This window comes from Acidimicrobiales bacterium (assembly GCA_035316325.1).
Classification (GTDB): Bacteria; Actinomycetota; Acidimicrobiia; order Acidimicrobiales; family VFJN01; genus DASXTK01.
The window spans coordinates 16,091-29,117 of record DATHJB010000033.1; the positions used below are offsets into that span (position 1 = coordinate 16,091).

The window sequence follows — 13,027 nt, forward strand, 5'->3', positions numbered from 1 at the left end:
GGGGATGGTCGACGCAGGACTGGATCGCCAGGGCGAGGGCCGTGGGTGGCGTGGCGCGGCCGAGGACGCCTGGCGTCTGCTCGGCATCGGCCTGCTGCTGGTCGGGGCGTTCCTCCTGTTCATGCGGCTGCGGGTGGTGATGCTGCCGCTGTTCGTGGGTGGCCTGCTGGCGACGTTGGTGGCGCCCTTCGCCGACTGGCAGCGTCGCCGGGGCATGCCGGCCGGCCTCGCTGCCCTCGTCGCGGTGTTCGGCGTGGTGGTGGCGGTGCTGGCGCTCACCGTCGGGTCGGTGTCGCTGGCGGTCAGCGACACCGACGAGATATCGGAGAGCGTGAGCGAGAGCGCCGACCAGCTCGCCGACTGGCTGGTCGACGGCCCCGCCGACCTCGACCGCAAGGACGTCGAGCAGGCCCGCGACGACCTCGGCGACGAGGCCGGCGACGCCGCCCGCCGCTGGGCCCGGGGCGGTGGGCTGGCCAAGAGCACCACCACGGCGCTGGAGGTGCTGGCGGGGTCGGTTCTGGCGGTGCTGGTGGGGTTCTTCCTGGTCAAGGACCAGCGGCGGTTGGGCGCGTCGGCGTTGGGCCTGTGGCCCGAGGCCCGCCGGGAGCGGGTGCGGGCGACCAGCCGGGCCGGGGTCGAGGGCCTGCGCGGCTACCTGAAGGGCTGCCTGCTGCTGGGCCTGGTGGAGGGCACCATCATCGGCGGCGCGGTGGCGCTGCTGGCGTCGCCGTCGATGGGTGCGCCGATCGCCGTGCTGACGTTGATCGCCGCCTTCGTGCCGATCGTCGGGGCGATCGTGGCCGGCGTCCTGGCGGTCCTGGTGACCCTGGCGGAGGGCGGGCTGGTGGCCGCGGCGGCGGTCGCCGTCGTCGCCCTGGTGGTGCAGCAGCTCGACAACGACGTCCTGGCACCCGTCATCCTCGGTCGGACGACGCAGCTGCACCCGCTGGTGGTCCTGGTGGCGGTCACCGCGGGAGGGGCACTGGCGGGGCTGGCGGGGGCCTTCGTCGCCGTGCCGCTCACCGCCGCGGTCACCGCCATGGTCACCACCTGGCGGGCGGCGCCGGCCTCCGACGCGTCGCCCTCACCCCCGACCTCACCCCCGACCGGCGCCACTGCCTCGGCGCCGACATAGGCCGGAGTGGCGGCGGTGCCCCTCGGCGGGAGCGCCGCCGCCACTTCGCTGGCGACGGGGGCGGGGTGGGCGTCGGGCTACTCGGCGATGCGGAGGGCGGCCGCCGGTTGGATGCGGGACGCCTGGGCGGCGGGGGCGAGGGCGGCCAGCATCGCCGCGGCGCCCGGCACCAGGAGCAGGACGGCGACCGCCAGCCACGGCACGGTGAAGGGGAGCGGGTCGCCCATCACGTCGCTCTGCAGCATCTGGTACGACACCACCAGCCCCAGGCCGATGCCGAGCACGATGCCCTGGACGGCCACGAACCCGGCCTCGGCGAGGAAGGCCCGCCGCACCACCCGGGCCGAGAAGCCGATCGCCCGCAGCATGCCGATCTGCCGGCGCCGCTCGCGCACCGCCCGCACCATCACCACGCCCAGGCCGAGGATGCCGATCAGCAACCCGAGGCCCAGGTAGCCCTGCAGGAGCCGCATGAAGCCCTGCATCTCCTCCATCTCCTCCTCTACGGCGGCGACGAAGGTGCTGGCGTCGGCGCCGTAGGCGATCCCCTCGGCGGTGAGCCGCTCCGACACGGCCTCGGGGTCGGCGCCGTCGGCCACCGACACGTACATGCGGTTGTCGACGGCGTTGTCGCCCAGCAGCTCACCGGCCGCGTCCCGGCCGATCATCAGGCCGTTCCCGTTCCAGTCGACGTCGACGAACGCCGCCAGCGTGAAGGTGCGCTCCCGGCCGCTGCCGGGGTCGACGGCGGTCACCGTGTCGCCGAGCTCAATGGTCGCCCCACCGGGTGGGCCGTCGCCTTCGAGCAGCTGGTCGGTGGCGACGGCGAGGGTCGGGTCCGAGGCCACCGCCTCCAGGGCCGCCCGGTCGTCGGGGAAGCGGTCGAGGCGTTCGGTCAGCTCGGGGACGCCGGCCGTCAGCCACGACTCGTCGTAGCCGGTCACGGGCCAGGCTTCCTCGCCGCTCGCCTCGCTCCGGTCGTCGCTGCCGGCCGGCCTCACGGTGAGGTCGGCGAAGCCTCGCAGGAGCGTGGCGGTGGCGGTGACGTCGTCGTCCCGCTCCACCGTCGCGGCGGGCAGCGGGTTGGTGGGCGACGAGTCGACCCACAGGTCCCAGCCGGCGGAGGCGTCCCGGGCCATCGCCGGCGCCTGGGCCAGGTTGGCGTCGCTGATCGCCGACATGAACGTCATCGTGAAGATGACCAGCGAGAACATCGCCAGGAGGATGCCGGTGCGCACCCGTCGGGCCAGCGGGTAGGCGACGGCGAGCCGTCCGACGACACTGGCGCCCCGGTCGGCCAGGCGGTCGGCGACCCACGCCCAGGCCCGATCGGCCTGCGACACCAGGGCGACAGCCGCGGCCACCAGCACCACGCCCTGGGCGACGAACATGTCGATGCCGGCGTCGTCGAACACGTCGGGCACGACGGCCACGGCGACGATCGCCCACAGCCCCGACAGCGCTCCGGCCACGGCCATCACGCCCCGGCGGGGGAGCAGCAGGCTGAACAGCGGCACCGCCGAGCCGAGCGCCAGTGCCGGGCCGATGAACGTGGGCGTGGGGGCGTTCCCGCTGATGCCGGCGTTGGTGAGCACCAGGCCCGTCAACACACCCACCCCGGAGAGCAGGAGCTTCAGGATCGACGTGCGGCGGACGGCCGGCTCGGGCAGGTCGCGGATCGCCCGGATGACGTTGAGGCGGGCGATGCGGGTGCTGGTGCCCCACACGGTCAGCAGCGAGATGACCAGCCCGATCAGGGCGCCGGTCACCAGGCTCGACGGCTTGGCGTCGAAGACGAAGGTGAGGTCGTCGTCGGCGGCGATGACGCTCTCGGTGGCGAGCACCAGCACCTTGCCGACGGCGATGCCCCCGAGCGCGCCCAGCACCGCGGCGACCAGCGAGTAGAGGCCGCCCTCGAGGCCGAACAGCCGCACGAGGTGGTTGCGCTTCATGCCGACGGCCCGGAGCATGCCCAGCTCGGCCTTGCGCTCCTCGGCCAGCATCACGAACAGGTTCACCAGCAGCAGCACACCGACGAGGGCGCTGAAGACGCCCATCACGGTGAACAGCTCGCGCACCTCGGCGCCGCTGTCCCGGGCGTCGTCGAGCAGGTCCTGCTTCACCGGGCGGACGTTCAGGGTGTCGTCGCCGAGCCGCCGCTCCAGGGCGCTGACCACCGAGTCGGTGCGGGTGGCGCCGTCGAACACACCGCCGTCGTTGGAGACCAGCACCTCGCCGACGGGCGGTGTCCCGTCGTTGCCGGCGGCGATGGTGCCGGCCAGCTCGGCGATGGTGCCGGGCGCCACGTACATGCCGACGTAGCCGGCCAGGCCGACCTGGGGCAGCACGTCGCGCACGGTGAAGCTCCTGGTCTCGCCGTACGCGAAGACCTCGACGGTGTCGCCCTCGCCGACCTCCAGCTCCTCCGCGAGGTGCTCGTTGAGCACCGTTTCGCTGCCCTCGGGGGTGGCGCCGGCGTCGGCGAGGCCGGTCGCCGTGATGTCACCGCCGAAGGCGCGGCCGGCGTCGAAGTCCATCTCGGCCACGCTGATCTGGGGCTCGGCGCGGGCGGTGTCGCTCGTGTCGCCCGCGGCTACCGCGGCCGGGGCCCACACCAGCGGCATCACGCCGTCGACGTGGAGCCGCGAGTCGTCCTCGTCACCGACGAGGCTTGCCAGCCAGCCGACCTGGGCGACGTCGTCGGTCTCGACCACCTCGTCGACCGGGCCGTAGTCGGTGCGGGCGATGTCCCGGATCGACGTGTCGAACGTGTCGCCCACCACGAACGCCGAGGTGATGATCGCCGTGCCGAGCGCGGCGCCCCCCACCACCAGCAGCGCCTCGACCGGCCGCCGCACGATGTTGCGCAGCGCCATGCGCCGCAGGCTCCGCCGCCGCACGAGGTCGAACACCATGACCCCGACCAGCGGCAGCACCAGCGCGAGGACGACGATCATCCGACCGCCGCCGTCGGCCTGCGGGTGTCACCGCTGCCGTGGCCGTGGCCGTCGTCCTGGTCGGCGTGGAGGATCGACGGGGAGCCGTCGTAGACGACCCGGCCGTCGCGCACCTGCACGAGGCGGGTGCCCGACGCCCCGATCCCACGGTCGTGGGTCACGAGCACCAGCGTCTGGCCGCCCTGGTGGGCCTCGTGGAGGACGTCGAGCACGGCCTCGGCGGTCTGGCTGTCGAGGTTGCCGGTCGGCTCGTCGGCCCACACGATGGCGGGCTCGCTGACCAGCGCCCGGGCGATGGCGACGCGCTGCTGCTCGCCGCCGGACAGCTCGGTGGGGCGGTGGGTGGCGCGCTCGGCGAGCCCGACGCGGTCGAGCACGAGCTGCGCCTTCAGGCGGGCCTGCTTGGGGCGGATGCCGTTGACCAGCAGCGGCAGCTCCACGTTCTCCCGGGCCGACAGCACGGGCACGAGGTTGAAGGCCTGGAAGATGAAGCCCATGCGGGCGGCCCGGTGGGCGGTGCGCTTGGCGTCGGACATGCGGTGGATGTCGACGCCGTCGATGCTGACGGTGCCGTCGTCGATGTCGTCGAGTCCCGAGAGGCAGTTGAGCAGGGTGGTCTTGCCGTTGCCCGACGGGCCCATCACGGTCACCAGCTCACCCTGGCTGATGTCGAGGTCGACGCCCCGCAGGGCCTCCACCTCCTGCGAGCCGGTCCGGTAGATCTTCCGAACGGCGCGCGCGGACAGGATCGTGGTCATGGCTCCTCCGCCTCAGTTGCTTCGAGGGACACAGCGACCGTAAGCCCGCCCCACCCCGGCCCGATATCGGGGATGCCCCTTAGGTGTCGCCCCCGAGAAGACCTCGACTGTCACAGGGCGTGGTCATGATGGGGCCCATGGAATCGGGTGTGGCAGAGAAGATCCTGCAGGAGCTCACCGGTGGAGCGGCGTCCGCGTTCCGACCGGGCCAGGCCGAGGCGATCGACCTGCTGGTCAACTCCAGGAGCCGGGTGCTCGTCGTGCAGAAGACCGGGTGGGGCAAGAGCGCGGTGTACTTCATCGCCACGCGGCTGCTGCGGGAGCAGGGCGCCGGCCCCACCGTGCTGCTGTCGCCGCTGCTGTCCCTGATGCGCAACCAGCTGCAGATGGCGGCCCGGATCGGGCTGGTGGCGCGCCGGATCGACAGCACCAACGCCGAGCAGTGGAACACGATCACCGACGAGATCGCCGCCGGCGAGGTCGACCTGTTGCTCATCTCGCCCGAGCGCCTGGGGAACGACCGGTTCCGGCAGGCGATCATGCCCGAGCTCGCGCGGCACATCGGCCTCATCGTCGTCGACGAAGCCCATTGCATCAGCGACTGGGGCCACGACTTCCGGCCCGACTACCGCCGGATCGGCCGCGTGCTCGGGATGCTGCCACGCTCCGTCCCGGTCCTCTGCACCACCGCGACCGCCAACGACCGGGTGGTCGCGGACATCGACAGCCAGCTCGGCGGTATGGAGACCATCCGCGGGCCACTCGACCGGGCGTCGCTCGCCCTGGCCGTCGTGGCGCTGCCGCGGCAGGCCGAGCGGCTCGCGTGGCTGGCCGAGATGGTGCCGCGGCTGCCCGGTGCCGGGATCGTCTACTGCCTCACGGTCGACGACACCGAACGGGTCGCCGGGTGGCTGCGGTCCCGGGGGATCGAGGCGGTCGCCTATCACGGTCAACAGGAAGACGAGCTCCGGGTCACCTCGGAGGAGGACCTCCTGAGCAACGGTGTGAAGGCGCTGGTGGCCACCTCCGCGCTCGGCATGGGCTTCGACAAGCCGGACCTCGGCTTCGTCGTCCACTACCAGAGCCCCGGATCGGCGATCGCCTACTACCAGCAGGTCGGCCGGGCCGGGAGGGCACTCGACCGGGCCGATGCCGTGCTGCTGCTGGGTCACGAGGACCAACGCATCCAGGACCACTTCATCACCACGGCCTTCCCGCCGCAGGCGACGGCTGTCGCGGTCGTCGACCTCCTGGAGCGCAGCGGCGAACCGGTCTCCCCGGTGGAGATCGAGCGCCACGTCAACGTCCGTCACACCGTGCTCGAGAACATGCTCAAGGTCCTCGAGGTCGACGGAGCGGTGGAGCGCGTGCAGGGGCGGTGGCGTCGGACGCTGCAGGAATGGGCCTACGACGACGCCCGCGCCGAGCGGGTCACGGCGCTCCGGCGTCGCGAGCAGGCGGCGATGCAGGACTACGGACTGACCGAGAGGTGCCGGATGGCGTATCTCCGAGAGCAGCTCGACGATCCGCCTTCCGGGCCGTGTGGGCGCTGCGACAACTGCTCCGGGCGCCGCATGGACCTGACCCTCGACGCTTCGCTGGTGGCTGCCGCGACCGACTACCTGCGCCGGCGGCCGGTCGTCGTGGAGCCACGTCGACGATGGATCGCCGGCGGCTCCGATCGCCGTGGGGCCATACCGGCCGACGTGCAGGTGGGCGAGGGGCGCGCCTTGAGCCGGCTCGGCGACGGCGGCTGGGGCGACGTGGTGCGACGCTCGAAGGACGAGAAGGACCGCTATCCGGACGAGCTGGTCCGGGCGGCTGCTCGGGCTGTGGAGCAGTGGGCGCCGGAGCCTCGGCCGGCATGGCTGACCTGTGTCCCGTCCGCATCGGGGCGCGGTGACCTGTGGGACTTCGCCCAGCGGTTGGCCTCCGAGCTCCGCCTGCCGCTCGAAGACGTCGTCCGGCGCCAACGGCCGTCGCTGCCGCAGAAGGAGATGGCGAACAGTGCGCAGCAGCTGCGCAACGTCAGCGGGGCCTTCGCGCTCGCGGGACCTCCGCCGTCGGGTCCGGTCCTGCTCCTCGACGACACGGTCGACTCCCGATGGACGCTGACGGTCGTCGGCGTCGCCCTGCGCGAGGCTGGCAGCGGTCCCGTCCACCCGTTCGTCCTCGCAAAGGCGTGAACACCCGAGATGCCCCCGCGCTCCGATGGTTCGCTGGCGGCGCTGTTGCTGGTCCAGCGGCTGGTCGAGGTCGATGCCCGGCCTCTCAAGGCGTCGGAGTACTGGTCGCTGCTCGAACGCTTCCCTGATCCGGCGCGCTTGCTGGGCCTCGACGCCGCCGCGATCGCCGAGGTGGGCGGCATCGGTGCCGACGAGGCAGAACGGATCGCCCGGCTGTTGGAGGCCGCCCCGGGGTTCGCCTTCCAGATGGACGACCTGCAACAGGGCGGCATCAGGCTGGTCGCCTCGGTCGATCCCGACTACCCCGCTCACCTGCGCGAACGCCTCGGCACGACGGCACCACCCGTCCTCCACGTCGCTGGCGACATCGCCCTTGCCGACCGGCAGCTGCTCGGTGTCGTCGGCTCGCGCGACGTGAGCCCGGCCGGCGCCGAGGTCGTCGTCCGCGCCGTCGGCCAGGCCGCGCTGCATGACACGGGCGTCGTCGCCGGAGGCGCCGAGGGGGTCGACCAGATCGCCATGCAGGCTGCCCTCGGAGCGGGAGCTGCGGTCGTCGGTGTCCTCGCCGACTCGCTTCTCCGGGCGACCCGCGATCCCGACGTGCGGCGGGCGATCTCGTCGGGCCGGATGTGCCTGTGCACGCCCTACAAGCCGACCGCCGGCTTCACGGTGGCCAGCGCCATGGGCCGCAACAAGGTCGTCTACGCCCTCTCCGCCGCGACGTTCGTCGTCGCGGCCGACGCCGAACGTGGTGGCACATGGGCGGGTGCCGTCGAGGCCTTGCGCCACGGTTCAGCACCGGTCCTCGTCTGGACCGGCCCGGGCAGCGCCGCCGGCAACGCGCAACTCGTCACCCACGGCGCCCACCCCGTCAGCACCACCGAGGCCCTCTTCCCCCTCCCGAACCCCGAGGACCGCCCCACTCCCTCACCGACCCAACTCGGCCTCGGCCTCTGAGACCGGATCGCCGGGATTGGTCGGGGCTTCCGGGCCTTGACTGTTACAGGGGGTCGGGATGATGGGGGCATGTTCGAGATTCCTCGTGAGGTCATGGCTGCCCAGCACGCACTCGTCACCAGCGGGCAACTCCGGGAGGCGGGGTTCGACCACGAGGGCGAGCAGTGGCTCGTCCGCAACGGTCAGTTGGCGCCCGTCTCTCCCCGGGTCCTCCGGCTGCTCGGGGCGCCGCAGACTGAGGCGCAGCGGGTGTTGGCCGCGGTCCTCGACGCCGGGCCGGGCTCGGCTCTGTCCCACACGTCGGCGCTCGCCTGGTGGAGGCTGCCCGGGTTCACGCGGTGCGAGCTCCACGTCACCCGCACCGACGACGGGCGGCGTCGGTCCCGTCGCCTGGCTCTGGTCCACGACGCCGTGCCGTTGCCCGACCACCACGTCCGAGTCCTCGACGGCATCCCCGTGGTCAGCCCGGCCCGGGCCCTGTTCGACCTGGCGGGCATGCCGCGGATGCCGCGACAACGGATCGAGCGAGCGGTCGACAACGCCTGGAGCCTCCGGCTCGTCTCGGGCGCCACCCTCCACGCCATGTTGCGGGAGCTGACACGACGAAGACGCCCCGGCATCGCCACGATGCGCGACATCCTGCGGGTGCGCGGGCCCGACTACGTGCCGCCGGCCAGCGGGCTGGAGGGCCGGGTCGCGCAGATCCTCAAGGGCCGGTGGCGGACGGAGCTGCGGCGCCAGGTGGACGTCGGCAGCGACGAGAGCTGGATCGGTCGCGTCGACTTCGCCGACCCGGAGCTCCCGTTCCTCCTCGAGGTGCAGAGCGAGCGCTTCCATGCCAGCCTGCTCGACCGGCAGGCCGACGCCGACCGTCGAACCCGGCTGGAAGCCGCCGGCTTCGTCGTCGTGAGGGTGTCCGAGACGGACGTGTGGCACTACCCCGACGAGGTCGTCGAGCAGGTCCGCGCCGGGCGCAACGAGGCCCACCTCCGCGTCCTCCGGGGCGTCGTCGCCCCGAGCGCCGAGCTGGTCGGAGCTACTCGGTGAGTTGGGCCGCGCGGCAGCCGGCCGGAGCGGAGAGAAGGTTGCAGCGGGCGGAGCCGCCGCCCGGCAGCGTCACCACATAGGAGGTGAAGCGAGGATCGGCGACCACGTAGTCGGTGGAGACGAGGTGAGCGGCGCTGGCCAAGGCGGCGTCGCGCATCGAGGTGTCGCCCGTCCGGGCCTGCACGGTGTCGGCGTCGGCCCGGGTACGGACGAGGTAGCCGTCGGCCACCAACGACTGGATCCCGGCCGTGTCGAACGGGTCGTTCATCACGACGACGGCAGCTTCGGGGTCGGGCGGAGCGGCCGCGGCGAAGATCAGCCGGTCGCGCACCTGCGGTCGCAACGCCCGGTACAGCGCTCGCTCGGCGCCGGTGTCGTCGAGCGTGAACATCACGCGGCCCCGGGCGTCCGACAGCGTCGGCCACTGGTCGGCGAGCACCGCCTCACGCAGCGTGGCCTTGTCGCCGAGCACATCGGCCGGCCGGATCAGGCGCGACGCCGGGAACACCGAGGCGATCTCCGCCTCCAGGGTGCCGAACGCCGGAGTCGTCCACGGCAGCGGGTCGACGAAGCCGAGGCCCACCGGGTCGCCGATCGAGTCGTCCTTGGGCTCGAGCTGGATGACGATCGGCAGGTGGTCCGGGTGGGCGTCCGACCAGGCCTTCACCTCTTGCAGGCACGACACGAACGTCGGGCACGACGAGCGGAAGTCCACCTCCTGGACATGGAACACCTTGAGCCCCGGCTGGCTCATGCGCGGGTCGACCGGTGCCAGCCCCAGCAACGGCACCAACTTGGGCGAGGCGTAGTGGCCGCCCGCCGGTGAGTCGACGAACACGTCGAGCTCGATCGACCGCACGCCGTGGTCCAGCTCCGACGCCAGCGGCAGGTGCGTGTACTCGAACCCGTTCGCCTGGTCGCCGATCACCCCTCGCAGGGCGCTCATCAGCGCCGGCTCCGGCTCGACGTGGTAGCTGTTGTGGCTCGCCAGGACCTGGATGTCGTTGAGCCGCAGCTCGGGACAATCGAGGTCGCCGGGCGCACAACAGGCGCCGACGAGCAGAGGTAACGACAGCATTGCCCCCCGGTAACGCATGGGGTCAGCATGCTCGAACTCAGCGGCCCGTGCCCTTTTTTCGATAACCAGCCTTCCCAACGGGAATACTGACGGCATGCCTCGCGCAATTTGGAGCGGTGCGGTCAGCTTCGGGCTCGTCTCGATCCCGGTGAAGCTCTACAACGCCGTGTCACGCAAGAGCGTGTCGTTCAACCAGATCGACAGCCGCACGGGTGCGCGCATCCGCTACAAGAAGGTGTCCGACGCCGACGGCGAAGAGGTGCCGTCGGAGGCCATCGTCAAGGGCTACCAGCTCTCCAGCGGCGACTACGTGCTCCTCGACGACGCCGAGCTGGGGTCGCTCGACCCCGAGGCCAGCCGCACCGTCGAGATCGAGCAGTTCGTCGACCTCACCGAGATCGACCCGATCTTCTACGACGCCGCCTACTACGCCGCCCCCGACAAGGCCGCCCGCAAGCCCTACGCCCTGCTGGTGCAGGCCATGGAGGAGCAGCAGCGGGTGGCGATCGCCCGGTTCGTGATGCGGTCGAAGCAGTACCTGGCGGTGCTGCGGGCCGACGACGGCGTGCTGGTGCTGTCGACGATGGTCTACGCCGACGAGGTGAACGACCCGGCCGAGCTGGCAGAGCTCGACGGCGTCGAGGACGCCGACGTGTCCGAGCGGGAGCTCACGATGGCCCGCCAGCTGGTCGACTCGCTCACCGAGCCGTTCGACGCCGACCGCTTCAAGGACGACTACCGCATCCGGGTGCACGACCTCATCGAACGCAAGGCCGCCGGCGAAGAGCTGGTCGCCCCACCCGCCGCCGCCACCGAGGAGAAGCTCGTCGACCTCATGGCGGCGCTCGAGGAGAGTGTCCGCGATGCGAAGGAGGCCCGCGGGCGCCACCCTACGGCCAAGCCGCCGGCTGAGGCGGCGAAGGCCCGCAAGAAGGCGGACGAGAAGGCTCCCGCCAAGCGCAAGTCGGCCTAGGCGTCTCTCTCCGGCATGCCGATGGTCGAGGTTGAGGGGCGGCGCCTCAAGCTGTCGAACCTCGACAAGGTCCTCTATCCCGAGACGGGGACCACGAAGGCCGAGGTCATCGACTACTACGCCCGCGTCGCTCCCGTGATGGTGCCGCACGTGCGGAACCGGGGGGTCACGCTGCGGCGCTTCCCCGACGGCGTCGAGGGCAACTCGTTCTTCGAGAAGCGCTGCCCGTCGCACCGGCCCGACTGGCTGTCGACGGTCCTCGGCCCGGGCGACCGGCGGGGCGGCATCGACTACTGCTGCCTCGACTCGACGCCCGCCCTGGTGTGGGCCGCCAACATGGCAGGCCTGGAGATCCACGCCCCCATGGCCTACGGCGACGACATCGACTCACCGGCGATCTGCGTGTTCGACCTCGACCCGGGCGCCCCCGCCGCCATCCGGGAGTGCGCGGAGGTGGCCCTCGACATCCGCCACGCCCTCGACGGCCTCGGCCTGGAGGCGTTCCCCAAGACGTCGGGGTCGAAGGGCATGCAGGTCTACGTGCCGCTGAACTCGCCCCACACCCACGAGCAGTGCAGCGCCTTCGCCCAGGCGATCGCCCAGCTGCTGGAGCGGGCGGCGCCCGATGCGGTCACCTCGACCATGGCCAAGGCCGTCCGGCCCGGCAAGATCTTCGTCGACTGGAGCCAGAACAGCCGGCACAAGACGACCGTGGCCGTCTACTCGCTCCGGGCCCGCCCGCAGCCCACGGTGTCGACACCGTTGAGCTGGGACGAGGTCGAGGCCGGATCGTCGGGCAAGGACCCACTGGTGTTCCTGATGGCCGACGTCCTCGCCCGTGTCGACGCCCACGGCGACCTCTTCGCCCCCGTCGCCACGATGGAACAGCACCTCCCCAAGATCGCCTGACCGCCGGCGGGGGTCCTCAGCCGGGGGCGAAGGCGGCGGGAGGCGTCGGGGTCGACGCGGCGGCGGTGGCGAAGAGCGCGTCGATCTGGGCGGGGGTCAGCTCGCCGGTGACGCGTTGGACCACCTTGCCGTCGGCGTCGAGGGCGACCCAGAAGGGGAACGCCGAGAGCCCGTAGGCGGAGGCGGCGTGGTTGTCGCCGTCGGCGATCACCGGGGATGTCCACCCCTCGTCGTCGAGCCAGTCGGAGGTCGGGTAGTTGGGCCGGGTCTGGTCCATCGCCGTGGCGACCGTCCGCAGGTCGACGCCCGAGGGCTTGCGCCCGGCCTCGAGCCACTGCTGCACCACCGGCACCTCGGCCTGGCAGTGCGGGCACCAGTGGGCCACGAAGAGGACGACGGTCGGCCGCCCCGCGGTGGGGAGGGCCACGTCGTTGCCCTCGAGGTCCTCGCCGAGCAGCGTGGGGGCGAGCCGCCCGACGGCGGGATCGGTGCCAGCGTCCTCGGGCAGCTCGGCCAGGCGCCTCCCCTCCACCGTGGCGAGGGCCGAGTCGAACTCGGTGTCCACCGCGTCCTCGCCCCGGAGCAACGACACCAGCAGAGCCAGCAGCGCGGCGGCGATGACGGCGCCGATGGCGATCACCGGCAGCGTGGTGGCGCGGGTGTGGCCGTCGTCGCCGGTCAGCAGGGTCGGGTTGCTCAGGCTCACGGACGGGGCTCCAGGGCAGTGATGGTACGGATCGAACGGATCGGACGGGCAGGGATCAGCAGGGCCAGGATCGGGCCGCAGCCGCTGAGCGCGCGGCACACCGCGGCAACCCCGCCGCCCTCGTCGACCTGCGGTCGGACGACGCCAGCCCACGCCTCCCGCGACCGGGCCCTGACCGCGCGGGTGGTGGCGACGCCGGCGATCGCGGGCGCGGCGACGAGGGTCAGGACGGTGAGGAACGAGAGGGCGGTAGCGGTCGAATCCATGTGGGCCCCAGCCCGCCGTCCGTGAGGTTAGTGGCGCACCTCCAGCGAGCCG

Annotated in this window: 11 protein-coding genes; 6 read left to right on the plus strand and 5 right to left on the minus strand. The window is 72.3% G+C overall.

The genetic code is table 11. The annotated features are described in order from the left end of the window. Positions 1-4: 4 nt before the first annotated feature. Positions 5-1,138, plus strand: coding sequence for an AI-2E family transporter (locus tag VK611_04535; protein HMG40568.1), 1,134 nt, complete (start codon positions 5-7; stop codon positions 1,136-1,138). 77 nt (positions 1,139-1,215) lie between these two features. Here the strand turns inward: VK611_04535 and VK611_04540 are convergent, their stop codons facing one another. Both VK611_04540 and VK611_04545 read right to left on the minus strand, forming a co-directional pair. Continuing rightward, a complete protein-coding gene (locus VK611_04540) occupies positions 1,216-4,095 on the minus strand; it encodes an FtsX-like permease family protein (GenBank protein HMG40569.1) in 2,880 nt (959 codons plus the stop codon). After that, positions 4,092-4,853, minus strand: coding sequence for an ABC transporter ATP-binding protein (locus VK611_04545; GenBank protein HMG40570.1), 762 nt, complete (start codon positions 4,851-4,853; stop codon positions 4,092-4,094). The genes VK611_04540 and VK611_04545 overlap by 4 nt, the downstream gene beginning before the upstream one ends. Before the next feature lie 137 nt (positions 4,854-4,990). On the opposite strand from VK611_04545, the gene VK611_04550 reads away from it, so the two are divergent. From VK611_04550 to VK611_04560, 3 genes are all read left to right on the plus strand, one after another. Continuing rightward, positions 4,991-7,039: a RecQ family ATP-dependent DNA helicase gene (locus tag VK611_04550; protein HMG40571.1), complete on the plus strand. Its 2,049-nt coding sequence runs from the start codon at positions 4,991-4,993 to the stop codon at positions 7,037-7,039. 9 nt (positions 7,040-7,048) lie between these two features. Beyond that, positions 7,049-7,996, plus strand: a complete 948-nt coding sequence (locus tag VK611_04555) for a DNA-processing protein DprA (protein ID HMG40572.1) — start codon at positions 7,049-7,051, stop codon at positions 7,994-7,996. A 69-nt stretch (positions 7,997-8,065) separates the two neighbouring features. Beyond that, positions 8,066-9,043, plus strand: a complete 978-nt coding sequence (locus VK611_04560; protein ID HMG40573.1) for a hypothetical protein — start codon at positions 8,066-8,068, stop codon at positions 9,041-9,043. Here VK611_04560 and VK611_04565 read toward each other — a convergent pair. Further along, positions 9,033-10,121 (minus strand): phosphatidylinositol-specific phospholipase C1-like protein, encoded by a 1,089-nt coding sequence (locus tag VK611_04565; protein ID HMG40574.1) that lies wholly within the window; start codon positions 10,119-10,121, stop codon positions 9,033-9,035. The two genes, VK611_04560 and VK611_04565, sit on opposite strands and share 11 nt — an antisense overlap. Positions 10,122-10,215: 94 nt before the next feature. On the opposite strand from VK611_04565, the gene VK611_04570 reads away from it, so the two are divergent. Next, a complete protein-coding gene (locus tag VK611_04570; GenBank protein HMG40575.1) occupies positions 10,216-11,094 on the plus strand; it encodes a Ku protein in 879 nt (292 codons plus the stop codon). Between the two features lie 15 nt (positions 11,095-11,109). Further along, on the plus strand, positions 11,110-12,003 hold the full coding sequence (gene ligD, locus VK611_04575) for a non-homologous end-joining DNA ligase (protein HMG40576.1): 894 nt from the start codon (positions 11,110-11,112) through the stop codon (positions 12,001-12,003). Positions 12,004-12,019: 16 nt separating this feature from the next. On the opposite strand, the gene VK611_04580 is transcribed toward ligD, so the two are convergent. Together VK611_04580 and VK611_04585 are read right to left on the minus strand one after the other, a co-directional pair. After that, positions 12,020-12,709 (minus strand): TlpA disulfide reductase family protein, encoded by a 690-nt coding sequence (locus VK611_04580; protein ID HMG40577.1) that lies wholly within the window; start codon positions 12,707-12,709, stop codon positions 12,020-12,022. Then, positions 12,706-12,975 (minus strand): hypothetical protein, encoded by a 270-nt coding sequence (locus VK611_04585; GenBank protein ID HMG40578.1) that lies wholly within the window; start codon positions 12,973-12,975, stop codon positions 12,706-12,708. Before VK611_04585 ends, VK611_04580 begins: the two co-directional genes overlap by 4 nt. Positions 12,976-13,027: the final 52 nt, after the last annotated feature.

Excerpts from the sequence above, each read along its gene's own strand:
- VK611_04535 (HMG40568.1), top strand. The coding sequence starts at position 5 with ATGGTCGACGCAGGACTGGATCGCCAGGGCGAGGGCCGTGGGTGGCGT.
- VK611_04540 (HMG40569.1), bottom strand. The coding sequence starts at position 4,095 with ATGATCGTCGTCCTCGCGCTGGTGCTGCCGCTGGTCGGGGTCATGGTG.
- VK611_04545 (HMG40570.1), bottom strand. The coding sequence starts at position 4,853 with ATGACCACGATCCTGTCCGCGCGCGCCGTTCGGAAGATCTACCGGACC.
- VK611_04550 (HMG40571.1), top strand. The coding sequence starts at position 4,991 with ATGGAATCGGGTGTGGCAGAGAAGATCCTGCAGGAGCTCACCGGTGGA.
- VK611_04555 (HMG40572.1), top strand. The coding sequence starts at position 7,049 with ATGCCCCCGCGCTCCGATGGTTCGCTGGCGGCGCTGTTGCTGGTCCAG.
- VK611_04560 (HMG40573.1), top strand. The coding sequence starts at position 8,066 with ATGTTCGAGATTCCTCGTGAGGTCATGGCTGCCCAGCACGCACTCGTC.
- VK611_04565 (HMG40574.1), bottom strand. The coding sequence starts at position 10,121 with ATGCTGTCGTTACCTCTGCTCGTCGGCGCCTGTTGTGCGCCCGGCGAC.
- VK611_04570 (HMG40575.1), top strand. The coding sequence starts at position 10,216 with ATGCCTCGCGCAATTTGGAGCGGTGCGGTCAGCTTCGGGCTCGTCTCG.
- ligD (HMG40576.1), top strand. The coding sequence starts at position 11,110 with ATGCCGATGGTCGAGGTTGAGGGGCGGCGCCTCAAGCTGTCGAACCTC.
- VK611_04585 (HMG40578.1), bottom strand. The coding sequence starts at position 12,975 with ATGGATTCGACCGCTACCGCCCTCTCGTTCCTCACCGTCCTGACCCTC.